Origin of the sequence: Halalkalibacter suaedae (assembly GCF_017939705.1) — a bacterium.
In the GTDB taxonomy this organism is placed as follows: Bacteria; Bacillota; Bacilli; order Bacillales; family Bacillaceae_D; genus Halalkalibacter; species Halalkalibacter suaedae.
Map to the genome: position 1 here is coordinate 485412 of NZ_JAGKSQ010000003.1, position 20768 is coordinate 506179.

19 protein-coding genes and 1 pseudogene are annotated in these 20768 nt (G+C 38.2%); 9 read left to right on the forward strand and 11 right to left on the reverse strand.

Annotated features, from left to right (window positions below; genetic code table 11):
- Positions 1 to 92 precede the first annotated feature (92 nt).
- Entirely contained in the window at positions 93 to 935 is an 843-nt protein-coding gene (locus J7W16_RS09985) for an HAD family hydrolase (RefSeq protein WP_210597144.1), read from the reverse strand.
- Between the two features lie 156 nt (positions 936 to 1091).
- Between J7W16_RS09985 and J7W16_RS09990 the strand changes: the two genes are divergently transcribed.
- The gene (locus tag J7W16_RS09990; RefSeq protein ID WP_210597145.1) at positions 1092 to 1277 is read left to right on the forward strand and encodes a hypothetical protein; all 186 of its coding nucleotides are present in this window, start codon (positions 1092 to 1094) and stop codon (positions 1275 to 1277) included.
- 141 nt (positions 1278 to 1418) lie between these two features.
- On the opposite strand, the gene J7W16_RS09995 is transcribed toward J7W16_RS09990, so the two are convergent.
- On the reverse strand, positions 1419 to 1772 hold the full coding sequence (locus tag J7W16_RS09995) for a YlbF/YmcA family competence regulator (protein ID WP_210597146.1): 354 nt from the start codon (positions 1770 to 1772) through the stop codon (positions 1419 to 1421).
- Between the two features lie 90 nt (positions 1773 to 1862).
- Complete coding sequence (locus tag J7W16_RS10000; RefSeq protein ID WP_246879930.1) at positions 1863 to 3005, reverse strand: DUF445 domain-containing protein; 1143 nt, start codon at positions 3003 to 3005, stop codon at positions 1863 to 1865.
- 113 nt (positions 3006 to 3118) lie between these two features.
- On the opposite strand from J7W16_RS10000, the gene J7W16_RS10005 reads away from it, so the two are divergent.
- From J7W16_RS10005 to J7W16_RS10020, 4 genes are all read left to right on the forward strand, one after another.
- Positions 3119 to 3586 (forward strand): hypothetical protein, encoded by a 468-nt coding sequence (locus J7W16_RS10005; RefSeq protein ID WP_210597147.1) that lies wholly within the window; start codon positions 3119 to 3121, stop codon positions 3584 to 3586.
- Positions 3587 to 3659: 73 nt separating this feature from the next.
- Positions 3660 to 3836: a hypothetical protein gene (locus J7W16_RS10010; RefSeq protein WP_210597148.1), complete on the forward strand. Its 177-nt coding sequence runs from the start codon at positions 3660 to 3662 to the stop codon at positions 3834 to 3836.
- Between the two features lie 466 nt (positions 3837 to 4302).
- Positions 4303 to 5190, forward strand: coding sequence for a PucR family transcriptional regulator (locus J7W16_RS10015; RefSeq protein ID WP_210597149.1), 888 nt, complete (start codon positions 4303 to 4305; stop codon positions 5188 to 5190).
- A 104-nt stretch (positions 5191 to 5294) separates the two neighbouring features.
- Positions 5295 to 6395 (forward strand): ABC transporter ATP-binding protein, encoded by a 1101-nt coding sequence (locus J7W16_RS10020; protein WP_210597150.1) that lies wholly within the window; start codon positions 5295 to 5297, stop codon positions 6393 to 6395.
- A gap of 32 nt (positions 6396 to 6427) precedes the next feature.
- Here the strand turns inward: J7W16_RS10020 and J7W16_RS10025 are convergent, their stop codons facing one another.
- From J7W16_RS10025 to iadA, 3 genes are all read right to left on the reverse strand, one after another.
- Positions 6428 to 6673 carry a hypothetical protein gene (locus tag J7W16_RS10025; protein ID WP_210597151.1) on the reverse strand — a complete coding sequence of 82 codons (246 nt, stop codon included), beginning with the start codon at positions 6671 to 6673 and terminating at the stop codon, positions 6428 to 6430.
- Between the two features lie 72 nt (positions 6674 to 6745).
- A complete protein-coding gene (locus J7W16_RS10030; protein ID WP_210597152.1) occupies positions 6746 to 6955 on the reverse strand; it encodes an alpha/beta-type small acid-soluble spore protein in 210 nt (69 codons plus the stop codon).
- Between the two features lie 93 nt (positions 6956 to 7048).
- Positions 7049 to 8221, reverse strand: a complete 1173-nt coding sequence (gene iadA, locus J7W16_RS10035) for a beta-aspartyl-peptidase (protein WP_210597153.1) — start codon at positions 8219 to 8221, stop codon at positions 7049 to 7051.
- Positions 8222 to 8318: 97 nt separating this feature from the next.
- On the opposite strand from iadA, the gene J7W16_RS10040 reads away from it, so the two are divergent.
- The 4 genes and pseudogenes from J7W16_RS10040 to J7W16_RS10055 form a co-directional block, all read left to right on the forward strand.
- A complete protein-coding gene (locus tag J7W16_RS10040; RefSeq protein WP_210597154.1) occupies positions 8319 to 8624 on the forward strand; it encodes an antibiotic biosynthesis monooxygenase family protein in 306 nt (101 codons plus the stop codon).
- A complete protein-coding gene (locus J7W16_RS10045) occupies positions 8621 to 8998 on the forward strand; it encodes a hypothetical protein (protein ID WP_210597155.1) in 378 nt (125 codons plus the stop codon). The genes J7W16_RS10040 and J7W16_RS10045 overlap by 4 nt, the downstream gene beginning before the upstream one ends.
- A gap of 143 nt (positions 8999 to 9141) precedes the next feature.
- Positions 9142 to 10521 carry a sodium-dependent transporter gene (locus J7W16_RS10050; protein ID WP_210597156.1) on the forward strand — a complete coding sequence of 460 codons (1380 nt, stop codon included), beginning with the start codon at positions 9142 to 9144 and terminating at the stop codon, positions 10519 to 10521.
- A 333-nt stretch (positions 10522 to 10854) separates the two neighbouring features.
- Positions 10855 to 11264, forward strand: a pseudogene (locus J7W16_RS10055) (transposase); the annotation flags it as partial.
- 494 nt (positions 11265 to 11758) lie between these two features.
- Here J7W16_RS10055 and J7W16_RS10060 read toward each other — a convergent pair.
- The 5 genes from J7W16_RS10060 to J7W16_RS10080 all read right to left on the reverse strand — a co-directional run bounded on the left by J7W16_RS10060 (position 11759) and on the right by J7W16_RS10080 (position 20761).
- Positions 11759 to 12958: an aminotransferase-like domain-containing protein gene (locus J7W16_RS10060; protein ID WP_210597157.1), complete on the reverse strand. Its 1200-nt coding sequence runs from the start codon at positions 12956 to 12958 to the stop codon at positions 11759 to 11761.
- Between the two features lie 203 nt (positions 12959 to 13161).
- Positions 13162 to 15000 (reverse strand): ABC transporter ATP-binding protein, encoded by a 1839-nt coding sequence (locus tag J7W16_RS10065; protein WP_210597158.1) that lies wholly within the window; start codon positions 14998 to 15000, stop codon positions 13162 to 13164.
- Positions 15001 to 15014: 14 nt separating this feature from the next.
- Entirely contained in the window at positions 15015 to 16769 is a 1755-nt protein-coding gene (locus tag J7W16_RS10070; protein WP_210597159.1) for an ABC transporter ATP-binding protein, read from the reverse strand.
- 428 nt (positions 16770 to 17197) lie between these two features.
- Positions 17198 to 18601 (reverse strand): SpoVR family protein, encoded by a 1404-nt coding sequence (locus J7W16_RS10075; protein WP_210597160.1) that lies wholly within the window; start codon positions 18599 to 18601, stop codon positions 17198 to 17200.
- Positions 18602 to 19024: 423 nt separating this feature from the next.
- The gene (locus J7W16_RS10080; protein ID WP_210597161.1) at positions 19025 to 20761 is read right to left on the reverse strand and encodes a phospho-sugar mutase; all 1737 of its coding nucleotides are present in this window, start codon (positions 20759 to 20761) and stop codon (positions 19025 to 19027) included.
- Positions 20762 to 20768: the final 7 nt, after the last annotated feature.

Genomic DNA, 20768 nt, shown 5'->3' on the forward strand with positions numbered 1-20768 from the left:
TATACCTTTGTGATCATTAAAATATTAACTCATTTATATATTTTTCGTCTATGTTTATAAGTAATTAATTGAATGAACATATTTCCTATTTTCTATATATTTACACGCAGTTGCTTGCGAAACACTTCCTTAATCATATAAGACACTCCATTTTGCTCAGTAGATCTAGTTAACCAATCTGCAGCTTCCTTAACAGATAAAGATGCGTTCCCCATCGCTACTCCAAGTCCTACTTGATTAATCATTTCAACGTCATTGTCTTGTGCACCGATTGCAACCATCTGGTCAGCCGCTATGCCTAGATTCTGTCCTAACACTTGTAAACCTCTTGCCTTAGAGACACCTGTTCTAACTATATCAATTCGACCGTTAGCTGATGGGAGAAATCTAACGCCAACTATGATCTTTGCTAAATGCTCCATTGCTTTCTTCTGTTCCTGTTCATTAAAGAATTGAACTTGAATTTTTGATGGAGCAATCGGTTCTTCAATCATTTGCTCACTAATTGAATCGACAAAATTGATCGGATAAAAGAGTGGATCCCCAACCCCAATTGTCATCTTGGCGATAAGGTGATTTCTTTGTCTCACTTTATTGCCAATTGAATAAGATTCGTTCATGACTCTAATATGGCATTCGTACTGCTCGAGTAAATCGACGATTTGTAAGGCTTTTTCTTCTTTAATTCTTCTGACAAAGATCGGATTTTCTGCATCCGCGGCAATAAAAGCTCCATCACTTGTGATTAAACAGTCATCAACCTTTAACGTTTTTGCGATTTTTTGTGCGGATTGAAAAGGTCTTGAAGTTGCTAATGTTACATAAACTCCCTTACTCTTCACATATTCAATAGCATCCTTCGTTTGTTTCGTTATTCTAGCGTTAGACTTAGGTATGATTCCATCAATGTTCAGGGCTAATAGTTTGTATGACATTCTTGTAAGTCCCCCTTCTCAGTTGTCCATCTGAGCAGCTTTTTAACATAGGCTTGCTCTTTCTTCTCATCTTATGAAAGATGCTCACTTAATAGAACTAGACGTTGCCTTGAAGTTTCTTTATACTTTTGTCATACAGTGAATAAGGAGTAAATTATGAAAAAAACACTGAATTATTATATGTTACCAATTGCATTTTTCATCCTATTGTCCTCGGTCGAATTTGTAAACAAAGATGGCCATACGATTATGATGAGTTTACTTGGAGCAACCTTACTTGGATTAGTTGTTGGTCTTATCTTTCATCTAGCTATGGTCATTAAGAAGAAGGTTTCAAGCTAATCGTTATATTTACCTACCACGGTATAAGACAATACGGTTTTTAGCCAACACACATCCCCCGTAGGCTGAGTCGTAGCGTCCTTACATGACTTAATAACAAAGAGCTTGTCGACACAGTCGACAAGCTCTTTGTTATTAGTACTATTGTTGATCAGGGTTACCGTAAATTTCTTCCAATGGTTCTGTAATGATTTTGTTTACATCGCCAATGATTACACTCAAACGTTGCTCTGCTTCCATCAGCTTAGAAATTAAATCATGTTGCTGTACAAGCTCAAACTGTTGTTGTGCTTTTTGTGCTTCTTCCTCAGTAATTTGGATACCTTGCATTTGTTTTTGCTGTAAGTCTAATTGTAATTGTCTGAAATTCTCTAGCATCTTGTTCGCAACTTCATCCGCAGCAATTTGTTCATGGAGTGATTTTAATGTAGAGAATTCCTCACTCTCTGCTAGAGTACGTTTTAATTCTTGTGCCTTATCATGAATATTTGACATTATGTATGTCCCCCTCAATTAAGTATCCTAACGACTATAACATGTTCACTACTACATTTCATCTTTTGCAAACACATCCTAATTAATATACTACCCTAATAAGATCACAATAAAACCTTGGAATAATCCAATAACCCCGCCGAGAAGGGCACCTAAATAAGTAATCATTTTAAATTCTTTTTTTGATATTGATAGAACTAGTTCTTCTAATCGTTCAACCGAAAATGTTTGGACTTGTTCTTGAACAATTTCATCTAAGTGAATATGCTTAAGCAGAGCTTCTAAATTTTTAGATAAAAAGGAAACAAGAAAGGACACGCCTTTTGGAATCACCTTATTAATTACATCATTCTCGTATGTTCCAGCCCAATCTCGAATCGGTTGATCTAACCAATCAAAAACAGATAAATTTCCCTCAATCGTATTTGTCAGAATTGTAATCACTTCTTCTTCATTTAGATGTTTCTCTATCTCAGAAAATTTGATTTGTTTTAATTTATTCCATTCTTTCTCTAGAAGCTGTTGTACGAGTTTGTTTGTTTCCTCATCATGCAAAAATTTGACCAATGCTGGTTGAACCTTGTCCACTAATCGATCATTCCCTAAAAACATTGAAACCATATTACCGATTGTTCCTTTTTGCATAAGAAAACGATCAATCATTACACTCAAACGTTCTTTTCCTTCCTCACTTTTCAGAAAGACTTCACCACGTTCTAGTACATAAGTAGTAATAGATGGAATTTGGGCAACTGCTTTTTGCTGTAAAGACATAGGGATCAATTGTTCCATTGTTTTTTCACGGTTAGTAAGGATAAAGTTTCGATAACTACTCGTAATTAGTTTCGTTGATTTTTCTTGTAGCAATGCTTTGGGATTAGCGAGTCCAAATTCTTTTTCGATTAACTCCCCACCAGTTAACTCACTTTTCATCAGTGATCTAACTTGATTTTCAATCCACTCGCTCATTCCTGTCACAAATGTGTGACTTTGTATCTTTTTCCCTAAACCTTCTGCCGTTACTAAATAGTCGATAACCATCTTTCCAAGCTGCATTGCTAACTCGTCGTGTCGCTTTGGAATTAAACCAGGCGTAAACGGAACACGCCATTTTCCAATTCTTCGTTCCGTATAAGGTCTAAAAAGCATTTTAATAGCGAGAGAGTTAGTCACTCCGCCAATGGCTGCTCCAATAACTACCATAAAAGTTATCATTAGTATTGTTGTTTGCATTTTTGTCACTCCTTGATTTCCCATTCACAAAATAGGCATTTATCACATAGTATACGATACGTCCTTTTTCCTCGCTAGTTTCAGTTCTAACATATATGAAGGAGGTCTTTTAAATGAAATTATTTTCACTTTCAAATGATCAATGGGAAAAATACCGAAGACCACTACTCCAATTCGTAAAACGTTACGATAGTTGTCAGAAGCGTTCCACACATAAATGGCTATTTCATTTAAAAGGACAGGATCTCACTCAGCCAGGTACAAGTATACAGTTAGCCCTTTGGGAAGGGAAAATTGTTGCAGTTGCTGCCGTATCAGATTATGGTACAACCTACTCTTCTATCTTAGTCTCCCCGAGATACGCCCATACACAAATTCAAACAAGACTATTTATTTCATTACTTGATGAATTAGGCGTTTGTTATACAAAGATTAGGTATGATCAAGAACAGAAAATCAAAGTTGCATTAGAAGCAGGTCTAGTTTGCTTCGCTTATGTGCAAGGTGCAGACGGAGATGCCTATCTTTGGTTTGGAGGCGGGCACTGGGATACACGTGATGTGATTGAGCAAGAAGCTTAGTCTTTGCATAATACAGCCATTATTGAGTTAAGCTAATATTATATAAAATGAGTAAAAGGACGTGAACTCGAATATGGCTAAACCAAGTAAAGGACCCGACCAAGATTCTAGAGCAAAAGCATTTGTTGATGTTGATCGCATGATCAATGAAGGATTAGGCGGTGGCACGGTTCATGAATATGATGCAGGTCTCATTGAAGAGTCCAGAGGAAAACTAGAACAAGAAGACCCACCACGAGAACAGAAGTAATTAAGATCAAACTAAGAACTAAAAAAGTTACTTTCTTCTATAGAAAGGCACCTTTGAAAATCAAAGGTGCCTTTTCGTAAGGTTTGGTAACCTCTTAATTCTTTGACAGCATAACTATAGCGAAACGTATCATCTATACTATGAAGAAGCTATCAGCTCTGTCATATAGGTGGAGAAAGTTTTAAATAGGCCTAACTAGCGGACGGGATGGGTGGGCCGACTCCTGCAGGAAATAAGGGCAAATGGAAATCCACTGGCAGAGCCAGTTAGTTCCATGCCCTCCTGCGGAAAGCGTGCCCCCCCATCCCGGTAGCGAAATCGAAGCACCTCACCTAGGAACCATTACTACTACAAAGAAAGCTTTCATCCTCATTAAACTTAATTTTAGTTACTCTCTTTTTATACGGTTCCATTCCTACATTTGCTATAATATCTCTAATAGCTTAAGCATAAGGAGAAGTTTACTTTGAATGAAAATCTAATAAAACAATTTGAAGATGTCATTGTAAAAGAAACAGATCATAGCAAAGATGACGAAATTCTGTGGTTAGAAGATGAGCATCATAATCCAATAGGCTTTCTAAAGGCAAAGTTAACAAAGAAAGAAATGATATTACTTGAGATGCTTTTTAATCCATATGAATCGATTCAAAGACCGAAACTAGCTAGCGAAAAGAAATGGGCAGATTACTTGTTCGCACAAGGAAACCAACCAAATGATCCTAAATGGGTCCAGTTCATCCACTTTTCTCTTGAAAAGCGAATTGAAGATTATAATTCTTTCCGCGATGTATGGGAAAGCATATTTAGTTCCCCAATAATGATGCTATGGACAACACCGACAAGAGGCATGATTATTGTCGATGTAAGCATAGAAGAGGAACTCCCTGATTTTCATAGTATAAACCAAGCGATTTCATCAGATTTTTATGTTGATATTACATTACTAGTTGGTACTAAACATGTAGCCACTCAATCTCTAAGTCAATTTTCATGGGAAAATGCTTGTCTAGAAGCTATTATCGATAGTAAAGTCATACGTCGCGTCTTTTTTGAACATGAAGCGGTACCCTATTTTCTGTTGCAATCTATTCCAACGGACCAACGCAAACTATTTCTGTCACGTCTGATTGATGACGACCTTCGTGATGATAAGGAGTTTTTGAAAAGCATTGCGGTTTACTTTGAACACAATTTAAATATTTCTGCTGCCGCGAAAACACTTCATATGCATCGTAACAGTTTGCAATACCGGATTGATAAATACATGGAAAGGACAACTTTTGATTTAAGACAATTCCCACAAGCCACGCTGATGTACATAGCTCTTTTATTACTTGACCAACGATCCTAGTAATCTTGCACAAAAACGCTTACATTTTTTTGTGCAAGCTTGCCATATCCTTATTTAATGAAAAGGGTTACAATTTCATTAATTACTAAGAGGAGGTTTTACAAATGGCAGACATTAGTTTAAAGAATATTTATAAGATATATGATGGTGATGTTACAGCTGTTACAGACTTCAATCTTGACATTAAAGACAAAGAATTTATCGTTTTCGTAGGTCCATCTGGTTGTGGTAAGTCAACAACACTTCGTATGATCGCAGGACTTGAAGACATCTCTAAAGGTGACTTATACATTGGCGAAAAGCGTATGAATGAAGTTGCTCCTAAAGACCGTGATATTGCGATGGTTTTCCAGAACTATGCACTTTACCCACATATGAATGTGTATGATAATATGGCGTTTGGTTTAAAGCTTCGTAAATTCAAAAAGGATGAGATTAACCGTCGTGTAACTGAAGCGGCTAAGATTCTTGGCCTTGAAGAAATGCTTGATCGTAAGCCTAAGGCTATGTCAGGTGGTCAGCGTCAGCGTGTTGCTTTAGGTCGTGCAATCGTTCGTGATCCACAAGTATTCTTAATGGATGAGCCTTTATCTAACCTTGATGCTAAATTACGTGTACAAATGCGTTCTGAAATCATTAAGCTTCATAAGCGTTTACAAGCAACAACGATCTATGTAACACATGACCAAACAGAAGCAATGACGATGGCAACTCGTATCGTTATCATGAAAGCAGGACTTGTTCAACAAGTTGGTACACCGAAAGATGTGTATGACAACCCTGCTAACGTATTCGTTGGTGGCTTCATCGGTTCACCATCAATGAACTTCTTACAAGGAACTCTTCAAGGAGAATTCTTCAATATCGGTGACGTAAAGGTTAAGGTTCCTGCTGGTAAGCTTTCTTTCTTGAAGTCTAAGGGCTATGACGGCAAAGAGCTAATTCTTGGTATTCGTCCAGAGTCAGTTCATGATGAATTGATTTTCTTAGAAGGTTCACCAGAAACTAAAATAACAGCTAAAATTGACGTAGCTGAATTAATGGGTGCAGAAACAATTATCTATTCTAGCGTTGCTGGTCAAGATCTTGTTGCACGAATTGATTCTCGTACAGACATCGACAGTGGTCAAACTGTTGAATTAGCTCTTGATATGAATAAAGCTCATTTCTTTGATAAAGATTCAGAGCTTGTTATTACAAAATAATTTATAAAAGCGCCTATTCTTGGGCGCTTTTTTCATTGCTCATTTATCAAGTAGATTGACGTTTGTTGACAATTCGTACAGGTTACATAATGTGGACATTGTTCATTAATTAGGTCATCTGGAATACTATCATTTTCCTTTTTTAAATCAATGGGCAGATAGGCATCATATTTTTCACCATAGTCCATCGTTCGACCATAATCAATTAATGGTTGCTGACATTGTTGACAATGGACATCTATCTGAGCCATACCATTACAAACAGGACACATCCCCATGCTTACGCCCCCTATTAGATCATTTAAAAAGAAGGGGTGAGCAGTACTCACCCCTTCATTCCAGTTATATAATTATTGTTGTGTTCCACCCATTTGTTGTTCAGCCATCTGAACAAGACGCTTAGTGATTTCTCCACCTACAGACCCGTTTGCACGAGAAGTAGCATCGGCACCAAGTTGTACACCAAATTCAGAAGCAATTTCATACTTCATTTGATCTAAAGCTTGTTGTACACCAGGTACAAGAAGTTGGTTTGAGTTACCGCTGTTGTTGCTTGCCATGTTGTCTCACCTCCTTGTGTACTTATAGTGTGGTTAGTTTCACTTTAATTATGTGCAAAAGATTATTGGTAAAATATGAAAATCAAGTACTTCTTATGTTTCAAATGTTCCTTTTACAACCGCTCGTCCCTTATCAATCATGACGTTCCCTTTTGCGATTACTGTCTCAATTGATAACTCTTTCTCATCCAATAACACTAAATCTGCATCTTTCCCAACAACTATTTCTCCTTTATTTTTTAAATTTAATATCTTTGCTGGGTTTTTCGTAATTACCTGAAGAGCTTTCTCCAAGGGGATTCCTTCTACCATGACAGCTTCTCGTACTTCATTAAATAAGGTACCAATCTCTCCAATTTTCAAACCAATCAAATGCCCTGATTCATCAAAATGAGGTAAACTCCCCTGTGCATCAGAAGTAAAGGTAATCTGATCTATCAACACTCCTTCTTCAAGCATTACTTTTAATCCAGAGCTACATTTTGTTTCGCCCTCTTCAAGAAACTTTGGAATGGTACTTGTTGTGAAGTCGACAAAGCCACCTTGCTTGGCAAACTTTACTCCCTCCCAAAATAATTCTGAATTCCGATTAATATGTGTTGGTACAAATTGCGTAATTGGAATATCACTTGTTTTGACAATTTCATTTAATATATGTAAATGACTACGACCATCACCAACATGTATATTTACAATCCCTGCTTTCCCAGAAAGCATCCCACCTACACGAGCTTCTGCCGCAATTCGTTTGATTTCCTGCAATGTCGGCTGAGAGGAACGATGATCAGCAATTGCAATTTCACCTATTCCAATAATTTCTTCTATTAAGATAAAATCGCTTTGAATGGTTCCTGTTAAAGTATTGATGGGGAGCTGATATGAACCTAAATGGACGTAACAGCTAATTCCTTCTTCCTTTAGTGCTTTTGCTTTTGCAATTAAATCAGGCATCGTTCTCGTTGTACCGTCTGTTCCGATCACACCAACAATTGTTGTGACTCCAGCTTTTGTAGCTTGACTAAGCATTAGTTCAGGCGTTCGAGTCTTGTAACTCCCTTCTCCTCCACCTCCAATAATATGGACATGACTATCAATGAAACCTGGGACAATAATCTTATCAGTTGCATCAATGACTAGATGATTTACTGACGTCGTTAACTCAATCACATCGTCAATTGCAATGATTTTTTCTCCAGAGAGAAGAATATCCTTTTTTCCAATATACGTTGGTGAATAAACCTTACCATTTTTTATTAACGTCAACATGTTAGACCCTCCATAGCTTACCTTTAATTTATTTAATAATTATTTTTAGAATGCTAAAATAGAAAAACATCCATAAAGAAAGGACAGAAGAATTGATATGTTTATTGTACACTCTACGTTTCGTGTTCCAAAAGAAAAAGCCAATGAAGTAATTGAAATCTACAGAAACCGCTCAAAACTTGTTGACCAAGCTCAAGGATTTCGGCAGTTCCGACTATTACAGAATTCCAAAAAGCTAGGCGAATTAACCGTTCAAATTGAATGGGATAGCAAACAAGATTATCTGAGGTGGATTCGGAGCGAGCAATTCAAACAAATTCATGAGCTTGAAAAGAATTATCCAGATCAAGAATTAGCTAACATCATTCCAGAAGTTCATCAATACGAGGTTGTTGCCCAATGACCTTTAATGCCGAACGATATCATAGCATCATTGATAAGGTAGTCATACAAATATACAATAAATATCCTGAAATTGAAGAAGTTTTCGGTGATCGAGGAAAAATCAAATGTAAAGAAGACAATGTCCATCATTTTCATTATCTTGAAACAGCAGACCATCTGAATCAACCTCGAATTTTCACCGATTATGCACTATGGCTAAATAATATATTAGTAAAAAGAGGAATGAGTTCTGAGCACCTCATCGATAACTTTAGGTTTATCCAAATAGCAATCAAAGGAAATTTGGAAGAGGAAACTGTTGAACGCTTTTCTCAATATTTAGATGCTGCTATTGATTTGATAAATAGCCCCAAGGGAGAAAATACAGATTAACTTGTACAACTCATCGATACAATTAGTGGCTCATTTACAGGCTTTATTTTTTCGAATTGTTAGAAAATATATACTATTCACTACTCAACAAATAGTAAATATGATATATTAGACCGTGAAACTATTTTAAAGGGGGAAACGATATGGCTTTAAAACAAGAACCAGGTCGTGAGCAATGGGCTTCCAGAGTTGGGTTTATTTTAGCAGCAATGGGCTCAGCAGTTGGACTGGGGAACGTTTGGCGATTTTCTTATGTCGCGGGTGAGAACGGCGGTGCAGCTTTTCTTATTGTGTATATTGCAATGATTATCCTTATCGGTTTACCAGTTGTAATGGCTGAATTCACAATCGGTCGCAAAGCACAAAGTGATGCCGTTGGTTCATTTGAAAAACTCTCGACAGGAGTAGGAAAATTAGGACCAGGTCAACCATGGAAAATAGCAGGACTCATGGGTGTTGCTGCTGCATTTATGATTTTATCTTTTTATGCTGTTATTGCAGGTTGGATTTTATATTACTTCGTTAATTATTTAACTGGTAACTTTTGGACAGCACCTGAAGAAGGGTATGAAGCATTCTTTGGTGGATTTATCTCAAATAATTCTTTCCCACTCTTATGGCAAGCTATTTTCATGGTCTTAACAGTAGCAATTGTCTATGTAGGGGTCAAAAAAGGAATTGAACGTGCAAACAAAATTTTAATGCCATTATTAGGTATATTACTTATTGTTCTTTCAATTTATGGTTTAACATTAGGTGGAGCAAGTCAAGGCTTAGCATTTTTATTTTCACCAGACTGGTCTGCATTAGCCGATCCTAACATTTATCTCGCAGCCCTAGGGCAAGCATTTTTCTCATTAAGCTTGGGTATGGGTGCACTTATTACGTACGGTAGTTATTTATCAGATAAAGAAAAGCTCCCAGGGGCAGCGGCAAGCGTAGCTACACTTGATACTCTTTTTGCAATCATTGCTGGTATCATGATCTTCCCTGCTGTCTTTGCTTTTGGAATTGATCCAGCTTCTGGTCCAGGTTTAGTATTCGTGGTTATGCCGGATGTATTTGATAGCTTTACTGGCGGTGGTATTTTCGGTCTTTTATTCTTCTTCTTATTGGCAGCTGCTGCTTTAACATCAGCTGTATCGTTACTAGAAGTTGCCGTAGCCTATTTTATGCGGAAATTCGAGTGGTCTCGTAGAAAGGCAGCTGTCATCATTGGTGGAATTATCTTTTTACTTGGAATCCCATCGTCATTAAGCAATGGGGTTTGGGCTGATTTCAAGATTATTGGAGACAGAGGCTTCCTTGATTCAGTTGACTTTATCGCATCTAATATCTTCCTTCCACTTGGAGGATTAATCATTGCTCTATTCATGGGTTGGGGTATTAAGAAAGCCGATGCATTACGTGATTCAGATTTTGGTCATACAGGACTTGGCCTCACATGGCTTTTCCTTTTACGCTACCTCGCACCTATTGCAATTGTCTTAGTATTCTTAAGCTCTATTGGATTATTTGGTTAATAGACGACCAAGAAGCAGCCTGTCGACAAAGTCTCGCAAAAGCGAGACAGTCGACAGGCTTTTTTGTAGTTGAAAGGAATGGCCAAGATAAGTCGCTTTGAATCCGCTACCGGGATGGGGGCACGCACCCTCCGGCGGGCGTGGAACTAACCGGCTCCGCCGGTGGATTTCCACCTGCCCTCCCCTCCTGCAGGAGTCGGCCCCCATCCCGTCCGCTTTTTTAGAGGAGACATGGGAATCTACTTCCTCTTGAACGATCCCTTATACGAAGTAAATTGGGGACAATTTATAGTTTTTTTTCTATAATTATGATTGAAAATAAGACTATGGTGAATGGGTTATGATGTCCAAAAAAAATTGGAAGATAAACGGATGCAAATGGAGATGGTTTGGATTTAAAAACTATTCCCCGACGACCATCTTGTTCGTAAATTAGATCACTCTATGGAATTTGATTTCATCTATGATTTGGTAAAAGATCTTTATCCTCCTACAAAGGACATCCTAGTATCGATCCAGTTGTTTTAGTGAAAATGCTCTTTATTCAATATGTCTTTGGTATTCGGTCGATGGGTCAAGCCATTAAAAAAATTGAAACCAATGTGGCTTATCGATGGTTTTTAGGATTTGGATCCGAGAATAAAATCCCTCACTTCTCAACCTTTGGAAAGAATTATGCTCACAGATTTCGGGAAAGTGATGTGTTTGAACAGATCTTTTACCGCATTCTTCGAAATGCGTTGGACCAACCTAAAAGGGTTGGAAAAAATTCAATGCAGGCGATGCTTGTTTTCGCTGTCATGTACTTAGCCAACTGGCACTGGAGGAACACCCATCCTCAAGTGCCACCAACTGAAAATAGAAGGAATTACGTAAAAACGCCTTTGAGAGGCATTTTCTCAAAGGCGTTTTGTCTACGGTCTGAAGAGGCTGGGACATAACTAAAGTGTTTAACTGAAATGCCGAACAAAGCAGTCATGTAGCGGATGAAATATACGTAGACTCCTGCGGGATGCAAAAGCCAAGGGTGAGACCCCACAGGCGTAGCCGAGGAGGCTCACCGGCTTCCCGCGGAAAGCGAAGTATATTTCAGGAGCGGCTTACGTCTGTCAACTATCATTGTTCGGATTTTGTATTAGTTAAATCACTTTTGTCTCACTTTCTTCTTTGTTATATAGAAAAATCAAAATCTAAAAAAGGATATCTGTCACCACTTACAGATACCCTTTCTCCTAAATTACTTCACTGCCTGTTTTGCCATAACTTCCTTTAGCAGTTCCCCCAAAAGGGTGATCCCTTTCTCGATTTTCTCAGGAGTAGCATGTGTGAAATTCAAACGCATTGTATTCTTCTTTGGTTTCCCAGCATAAAATGGTTCGCCCGGGACAAATGCAACCCCACGTGAAACTGCATCTGGTAATAATTTAGCCATGTCTAACGATTCATCTACCTCCAACCAAAGAAACATACCGCCTTTTGGCTTGACAAACTTTAACCCAGGTACATTGGCTTCTTCAAGACACTTCACCATTATTTCCATACGCCCTTTATACACTTCAATAAGGTGATCAATATGACCATCTAAGTCAAAATGGCGACACAGCTGATATAGGGCTTGCTGTGCTAGTGAATTAGAATGAAGATCATTCGCTTGTTTTGCTTGAGACATCATTCGAATCACTTGGTATGGACCTACAATCCAACCTGTCCGGAGAGCAGGTACCGCTGTTTTAGAAAATGTACTTGTATATAACACATGCGTACCATCATCTAACGCAGCTAATGGAGTATACGTTTCGTTTTCAAGAAACTGAAGTTCACCATATGGATCATCCTCAAACACGACAACATTATGCTTATGGACCAAATCGATAAGCGTCTTTCTTCGTTCTAATGACCAGACTCTCCCAGCTGGATTAGAGAACGTCGGGACAACATAGACACATTTAGGTTTGTATTGTTTTAACTTTTGTTCTAGATCATCTGGAAGCATCCCATCGTCATCTGAATCAACTGCAATCACTTTCGCCTCGTATGATTTGAACACTTGTAAGGCAGCTAAGTACGTAGGATCCTCTGTCAAAACAATATCATCAGGGCTTAACATAATTCTAGAAAATAAATCAATTGCCTGTTGTGACCCTGTCGTTAGAAGCATTTCATCCGCAGAATAGCTTTTAATTCCTTTGCGAGCCATTCGCTCAATAATCGCTTCCCTTAACGGACGATACCCTTCCGTTTCAGCATATTGCAAAGATTTTTTTCCGGATTGAAATGTACGAGAAAACGCCTCTTCAATTCCTTTCATTGGAAACATTTCGTCATCTGGCAGACCACCAGCAAATGAAATGACATCTCCTTTTCCAACAATTTTTAAAATATCTCTAACAGCCGAGGATTGTAGATGACGAACTCGATCGGCAAAAGCATATCTCATAACAAGCACCTCAATTGTACTAAAATTTAGAATATTATATATTATACTACTCCATCCTAATGAAATGTCAATCAACCTAACAACAATTCCTTTTATAACCAAGCCTTTTAATTTCTGAATATAAGAAGAAAAGGATAGAATGTGCTCCTTTCTCGCACGATCCTACCCTTTCCACATTGAATACTCATTAGAACCGACTGTATCTAGTTTCTTGGCTCCATCATTGCCGCATATTGCGACTTAACTAACTGATAATAAGCTCCTTGTGATTGCATTAGATGATCGTGTGTTCCTTCTTCAAGAATATTACCTTGTTCTAGCACAACAATTTTGTCAGCATCACGAATGGTAGAAAGACGATGTGCGATCATCACTGCTGTCCGGTTTGCTAAAAGCTTCTTAAGACCTTCTTGAATCTTCAGCTCCGTTTCAGTATCAATGCTAGCTGTCGCTTCATCAAGAATTAGGATTCGTGGATCCGCTAATAAAGCACGAGCAAAAGACAGTAACTGACGTTCACCAACTGATAATACATTACCTTTTTCTTCAACTTCCGTATCATACCCTTTTTCAAGCTTGATCACAAATTCATGTGCACCAATTGCTTTGGCTGCCTCAACAACTTCTTCATCTGTAGCTCCTGGCTTACCAAAACGAATATTATCCATAATTGTACCAGCAAAAATGAAGGTGTCTTGTAAGACATAGCTTACATTTTTTCTAAGATCATCAAGGTTAAGATCTCTTAAATCAACCCCATCTAAGAGCACCTGGCCCTTTGTCGGATCATAAAATCGACTCATTAAATTAACAATCGTTGATTTACCAGAACCAGTGTGACCGACTAAGGCAACAGTAGTACCAGCCTCAAACGTTAAATCAATTTGATGAAGGGCTTTTCTTGAATCATCATAGGAAAATTCAACCCCCTCGAATTTTACCTCTCCCTTAACTTCCGTTATTCTTTGTGCGTTATCTTTTTCTGGAACGGATGGTTTCTCATCTAGAAATTCAAAGATACGCTCTGATGAGGCCATCCCAACAAGTAATTGATTGTACACCTGACCGAGCCTAGAAATGGGCTCCCAGAACATTCCTAAGTAGAAAGCAAAGGAAATAAAGACACCTAATGTCAGTGAACTTGTATCGGATTGAATTAATGTTGAACCATACCAAATTAAAACAACCGCTCCAATTGCACTAGACATTTCAACGAAAGGACGGAAGATCGCATTTTTCTTCGTTGCTTCCTTCCAGCTTTCAAATGTTTCAGTGTTTACACCGTTAAAAAACTCCATATTTTCATGTTCCTGTGCGTATGCTTGAGTGACACGAATTCCTTGAATACTTTCATTTAAGTGTGAATTTAACTTGGATTGCTTAATACGTACATTTTGCCACGAGCGACGAATGTCACGTCTTAATTTTGTTGAAATGAAGAACATAATTGGAACAACAATTAAAACGAGGATCGCAAGCTCTGGACTAAGTGTAAATAAAATAATAACAATCCCCACAAGCATAACAATATCCATAATCAAGTTAACGACACCATTAGTGAATAAATCCTGCATTGAATTTACGTCGTTAATCACACGCACAAGGATTGATCCAGCTGAGCGCTGATCAAAGAACCGATGGGACAGGCGTTGGATATGATTAAATAAATCTGTCCGAATATCATAGATCATATTTTGCCCGATTTCATTCATCCACCTAATTCGAAAAACGTTCGCAACCCACGAAATCAAATACATGACTAGAACAATACCAGCAAACCAGTACATTAGGGTTACATTCCCCGGCTTGATTGCATAATCCATTGCTAGAACTCCTATGAAGATAGGAACAGCTAATCTAACAGCCGTTACAATAAGCATAGCAATAATGGTTTTAGGTAACGTTGTTAGTGCATAAGGCTTCATGTACTTGAATAACCGAATCAACTGCGACCAGTTAAATGGCTTATCAATTATTTGTTCGACGGTGTAATGAAAACGAGATCTTTTCTTTGTTTGTGCTTGAGTTTCTGCTTGATTCATATTATTCCTCCTTCCTATGCCTGTTGAAGTACATATTCTTGATCTTGGTTTTGAATATCATAGATTCTACGGTACTGACCATTTTCATTGTTTAAGAGTTCTGAATGCGAACCACGTTCCACAATCTTTCCATCTTCAAGGACAAGAATCTCGTCTGCCTGCTTTACAGAAGATATACGGTGAGCAATAATAAACGTTGTTCTGCCTTTCATCACTTCACGGAACGCTTCCTGTATTTTCACCTCTGTCTGCATATCAACAGCACTAGTCGCATCATCCATGATTAGAATACTAGGGTCCATAATAATCGCACGGGCAATCGCAATTCTTTGCTTTTGACCTCCTGATAATCCTAGTCCACGTTCTCCGAGCACTGTTTCATATCCATTAGGTAATTGTGAGATGAATTCATGTGCGTCAGCCCGTTTTGCTGCTTCGATAATTTCATCCATGGAGGCATCTGGACGACCATATGCTAGGTTATCACGAATCGTGGAAGAAAAGAGGAACGTCTCTTGCAGAACTACGCCGATTTGTTCACGTAATTCCTTTAACGAATATTCATCAATCGAACGTCCATCGATAAGGATCTCTCCACCATTTCGCTCATAGTATCTTGTAATTAATTGAATAATACTAGATTTCCCAGAACCGGTTGCTCCGACAAGTCCAATCGTCTTTCCTTTTGTCGCTTCAAAAGTTATATCAGATAAGGCAGCTCTTTCTTTATTTCCATAGGTAAGAGCAACATCCTTGAAGATTACTTCCCCAACAAATTCACCTTCAATAATTGTCCGACCTTCCGCAGGGTCATGACGATCTTCTTCGTCTAAAATCTCAAGCAGTCTCTCTCCTGATGCCTTTGATTGAGAAAACATATTAATAATAAACCCTAAATTCATAATTGGACCGATGATAAACCAAACGAGACTGAAAAAAGCGATTAATTGCCCTGGTTGGATGCTCCCCTGGATAACTAAGTACCCACCATACGCTAATAGGAGAACCGCAGAAAGATTGCCGAGCAATTCCATTAGCGGGAAGTAATTCCCCCAAATTTTTGAGATATCAATATGCTTCTTGCGATAGTCTTCATTTGATGTTGAGAAACGGTTAATTTCTTCATCCTCTTGCGAAAGAGCCTTTACCGTATGCATCCCACTTACATTTTCTTGCACCTTTGTATTCAATTTTGCCAAAGACTTTCGAATGCCTTGAAAGCCTGGATGAACTCTTTTATCAAATTTCGAAACAACAATAGCTAGAAAAGGTAATGTAACCATTGTGACAAGAGTCAATGGGACAGAATAGTAAAACATAACAGCCATACTGAACCCGACTAGCAACACAAGATTGACTAACTGAGCACAGCCAAAGGATAAGAAGAAGCGAAAGGTTTCAACATCCCCTGTTAATCGCGACATCAGGTCCCCCGTTTTCGCGTTGTCATAATAGCGAAAAGGTAAAAACTGCAACTTTTTATAAAGCCGGTTGCGTAGCTTATAAACAGAGTTAATGCCAAACATATCTCCTAAATACTGATGAATATAAACGGCTATACCTTTTATCCCCATCGTTACAACAATTGCAAGAACTAAGTATGGAATTAATTCGTACCTTTCTCCTTCAATTGCCTCATCAATCGTAAAGCCTAGTATGACTGGATATAAAACTGTCATCCCTGTTACAATAAATAAAGCAAGAAGAGACCAAATAAAATAAGACTTATACGGTAAATAAAACTCCTTCAAACGTTTAAATGTATCCACAATATCACCTCATTTTATGTACATTCTCAAACTCTAGACAAACTATTTAGAGTCCCGAATGATTATTTCACATGAATCTTTATCATAACCCTACTACTATTGGTAGTCAATAACCAATTAATCGTTTTCATAGTCTTTAGTATATGACGAAATGAAGCATTCATGACATAAAAAAAGAGGTTTGAACATAAGTGTCTAACTGAAATACCGAACAACGCAATCACGTAGCGGATGAAATATACGTAGACTCCTGCGGGATGAAAAAGCCAAGGGTGAGGCCCCACAGGCTAGCGTGATGCGGCTCACCGGCTTCCCGCGGAAAGCGAAGTATATTTCAGGAGCGATTTACGACCGCCACCTATCACTGTTCGATTTTTCTATTAGTTAAATCACTTTTGTACAACCTCTTTTTTGAAAATGAACGTTGATTACAGATATTTTCGATGAACCTTTTTACCATCATATACAAAGACAATCGCCTTTTCATTGACAATTGATTCGATGTGAACCGATCTTCCCCACAGCTGATGTAAATATGGCAGAACCTTTTCTAGATAGCCTACATCTAGTTCAGTCCCTTCATAATTATGAGTGATATAAAGTTCTCCATTTTTTAAATAATCACCATCTGTTACAACTAGATAAGGAAAACCTCCATTCACTCGTGAAAGAGCTAACTGATCACGGACATTTTCCCACTCCTTATCAACAACTTTATAATCACCACCTTGTTTTTGAAACAGGTACATATCCTCTCGCATAACAAGGTCTTTAGTTAAATAGTTTCGGATAAAGGAAAGATCTGATTCAATCTCGCGAACCTCATACATCTTTTCTCTGCCACTACCAGGTTTGACACCTTGTCTTTCCTGCATTTCCTTTGTCGGATTATTATAACGTTCCTCTATGTCTTCAAATATTTTTAATCCAAGATAGTAGGGATTTATCGTTGTTTTTGATGGTTGAACGACTCCCGCATTTAGCTTAGCAAACTCAATGGTTTCCTCACTAGTTAAATCCATTTCTCTGAGTATCCGTGCATGCCAGTATGAGGCCCAGCCCTCATTCATTATTTTAGTCTCTAGCTGAGGCCAGAAGTAGAGCATTTCTTCTCTCATCATTGTCAACACATCACGCTGCCATGGCTCAAGTTCCCTGCTATACTCTTCAATAAATAAGAGAATATCCTTTTCTGGATTAGGAGGAAACTTCTTTCTTTCCTTCGGTTTTGCTGGTTCAGGCTTTGCATCTAAATTCCATAAATCCTCATATCCTGTTTTCCTTTTCGATATCAGTTCTGGATGCTCATCAAGTGTCCAGTCAAGCTTAGGTCTAACAATGCTCGGATCAATATGCTCTTGAAGAGCTAAGACAGCATCAAGGAAGTTCTCGACCTCTTCTTTTCCGTAAACATGTTCATAATGTGCAATTCGATCAGCAGTTGCACTCATACTTTCAACCATATCTCTTCTCGTATTGGAAAATCGAACATTATTCTTGAAGAAATCACAATGAGCAAGAACATGAGCAACAATTAATTTATTCTGAATAAGTGAATTACTATCCAACAAAAACGCATAGCAAGGGTCTGAATTAATAACCAACTCATAAATTTTGCTTAATCCAAAGTCATATTGTAGCTTCATCTTATGAAATTGCTTTCCAAATGACCAATGACTATAACGCGTAGGCATTCCGTATGCACCAAATGTATAGATAATTTCAGCAGGACATATTTCGTATCGCATTTCATAAAAATCAAGACCGAACCCTTCAGCAATCTCGGTAATTTCAGCAATTGAACGCTCAAGCTGTTTCCAATCTGATGACATCCGAACCCCTCCTAAAACTTGCTTTCTCTTAATTTATGAGAGGAAAACGTAAATCATGATAGGTATGCTTGTTATTTCACTGTTGATAAAAAACATTCATGTAGTCTACCACTCCAACTTTATAAAAACAGTTTCGTCTTGGTCAGGTTTCGTGCAGTTATAACAAGGGACAAAAAAAGACTCGGACATAATTAAAGTATCTAACTGAAATATCGAACAAAGCAATCACATAGCGGATGAAATATACGTAGACTCCTGCGGGATGATAAAGCCAAAGGTGAGACCCCACAGGCGTAGCGTGATGCGGCTCACCGGCTTCCCGCGGAAAGCGAAGTATATTTCAGGAGCGGTTTAGGTCCACCCACTATCATTGTTTCGATTTTCTAAGTTAAATTACTTTTGTCCGAGTCTCTTGCTCAAAAATTAGATTAACTCATTTACTTGTTCCATAACCGAGGCCTTTAATTGCTCAAGAGCCTCCTGGCTTTTTTCAAGTGTTTCTTTACTAACACCAAAATAAAACTTCACCTTAGGTTCGGTTCCTGATGGGCGTATACAGAACCACGATCCGTCTGCAAGCTTGTATTTTAGTACATTGGATTGTGGAAGATCAATCCTCTGTTTCTGATTTGTTTCTAATTGTAACGCCTCTCCTGTTTGATAATCCTCAACCAAGATAACTGCTTCATCCCCCATCTTTGTAGGAGGATTTTCTCTGAATGTCGCTAAGATCTCCTGAATCTTTTCAACCCCAGCTTTTCCTTTTAGTGTCAAAGACTCTAATCCCTCTTGATAGTATCCGTATTTTTGGAAGAGCTCCATTAAACCGTCATAAAGACTCATTTGACGAGTCTTATAATAAGTAACAAGCTCTGCCGCAAACAAACAAGCTTGAACTGCATCCTTATCACGAACAAAATCCCCGATAAGATAGCCATAACTTTCTTCGTAACCAAATAAGAAGGTATGCTGACCTGTTTGATTGTATTCTTTGATTTTTTCACCAATAAATTTAAACCCAGTTAAGGTATCAACAGTAGTTAAGTTATACTGATCGGCAATTGCCTTCCCAATTTCAGATGTAACAATTGTTTTAAGGACAACACCATTTTCAGGTAAGATATGCTGTTGTTTCTTCTGAGTAAGTAAATAGTCTAGCATTAAAGCACCTGTTTGGTTTCCTGTTAGTACAACGTATTTTCCTTCATTATCCTTAACAGCTACTCCGACTCTGTCACCATCTGGATCTGTTGCCAAGAGGACATCAGCATCATGTTCTTCACCATATCCAATCGCCAGCTTAAACGCTGCATGTTCCTCAGGATTAGGAGAAGTTACAGTTGAGAAGTTCGGGTCAGGTAATTCCTGCTCTGCTACAACTGTTACATCAGGAAATCCACTCGTTTCCAACGCTCTCCTAACGGGAATATTGGCTGCTCCGTGTAGTGGGGTGAAGATAATCTTTATATCTTTACCACTTTCTAAGATCATTTCTTTATTAACAAGAATCGATTGTAATTCAGTATTGTAAGCTTCATCAATTTCATCAGAAACAATCTTTAAAAGTTGAGCCCCTTTTAATTCAAGCTCATTGGCCACTTCGATTTCAAGCTCATTTTCAATTGAATTCACGAAAGATACCAATTCTTCTGCAGGTCCTGGCGGTAACTGACCACCATCATCTCCATAAACCTTAAATCCATTATATTCTGGTGGATTATGACTTGCTGTAATGACAATACCCGCAAAGGCATTTAAATACCTTACTGCAAATGAGAGCTCTGGTGTTGGACGTAATTCATGAAATACATATGATTGAATTCCATGTTTACCTAAGGTTAATGCTGTTTCTAAAGCAAATTCCTTAGACTTGTGACGAGAATCAAATGCAATCGCAACACCACGTGCTTTAGCTTCCTCTCCTTTTGATTCAATATAACGTGCTAAACCTTCAGCCGCTCGGCGTATCGTATATGTATTCATGCGATTTGTTCCTGGTCCGATCTCTCCACGCATCCCACCAGTACCAAATTCTAAGTCTTTATAAAAGCAATCCTCTATTCGTTCATTATTTCCTTTTAAATCTTCAAGTGCCCTCTTTAACTCAGCTTCAAGTGCAGAGAAGCTTGACCATTTTTCATATTGGACTTGCCAGCTCATTGTAGCC

What these genes read in the sequence shown, in the direction of transcription:
- J7W16_RS09985 (WP_210597144.1), bottom strand. Translation starts at nt 935, where the DNA reads ATGTCATACAAACTATTAGCCCTGAACATTGATGGAATCATACCTAAG.
- J7W16_RS09990 (WP_210597145.1), top strand. Translation starts at nt 1,092, where the DNA reads ATGAAAAAAACACTGAATTATTATATGTTACCAATTGCATTTTTCATC.
- J7W16_RS09995 (WP_210597146.1), bottom strand. Translation starts at nt 1,772, where the DNA reads ATGTCAAATATTCATGATAAGGCACAAGAATTAAAACGTACTCTAGCA.
- J7W16_RS10000 (WP_246879930.1), bottom strand. Translation starts at nt 3,005, where the DNA reads ATGCAAACAACAATACTAATGATAACTTTTATGGTAGTTATTGGAGCA.
- J7W16_RS10005 (WP_210597147.1), top strand. Translation starts at nt 3,119, where the DNA reads ATGAAATTATTTTCACTTTCAAATGATCAATGGGAAAAATACCGAAGA.
- J7W16_RS10010 (WP_210597148.1), top strand. Translation starts at nt 3,660, where the DNA reads ATGGCTAAACCAAGTAAAGGACCCGACCAAGATTCTAGAGCAAAAGCA.
- J7W16_RS10020 (WP_210597150.1), top strand. Translation starts at nt 5,295, where the DNA reads ATGGCAGACATTAGTTTAAAGAATATTTATAAGATATATGATGGTGAT.
- J7W16_RS10025 (WP_210597151.1), bottom strand. Translation starts at nt 6,673, where the DNA reads ATGGGGATGTGTCCTGTTTGTAATGGTATGGCTCAGATAGATGTCCAT.
- J7W16_RS10030 (WP_210597152.1), bottom strand. Translation starts at nt 6,955, where the DNA reads ATGGCAAGCAACAACAGCGGTAACTCAAACCAACTTCTTGTACCTGGT.
- iadA (WP_210597153.1), bottom strand. Translation starts at nt 8,221, where the DNA reads ATGTTGACGTTAATAAAAAATGGTAAGGTTTATTCACCAACGTATATT.
- J7W16_RS10040 (WP_210597154.1), top strand. Translation starts at nt 8,319, where the DNA reads ATGTTTATTGTACACTCTACGTTTCGTGTTCCAAAAGAAAAAGCCAAT.
- J7W16_RS10045 (WP_210597155.1), top strand. Translation starts at nt 8,621, where the DNA reads ATGACCTTTAATGCCGAACGATATCATAGCATCATTGATAAGGTAGTC.
- J7W16_RS10050 (WP_210597156.1), top strand. Translation starts at nt 9,142, where the DNA reads ATGGCTTTAAAACAAGAACCAGGTCGTGAGCAATGGGCTTCCAGAGTT.
- J7W16_RS10060 (WP_210597157.1), bottom strand. Translation starts at nt 12,958, where the DNA reads ATGAGATATGCTTTTGCCGATCGAGTTCGTCATCTACAATCCTCGGCT.
- J7W16_RS10065 (WP_210597158.1), bottom strand. Translation starts at nt 15,000, where the DNA reads ATGAATCAAGCAGAAACTCAAGCACAAACAAAGAAAAGATCTCGTTTT.
- J7W16_RS10075 (WP_210597160.1), bottom strand. Translation starts at nt 18,601, where the DNA reads ATGTCATCAGATTGGAAACAGCTTGAGCGTTCAATTGCTGAAATTACC.
- J7W16_RS10080 (WP_210597161.1), bottom strand. Translation starts at nt 20,761, where the DNA reads ATGAGCTGGCAAGTCCAATATGAAAAATGGTCAAGCTTCTCTGCACTT.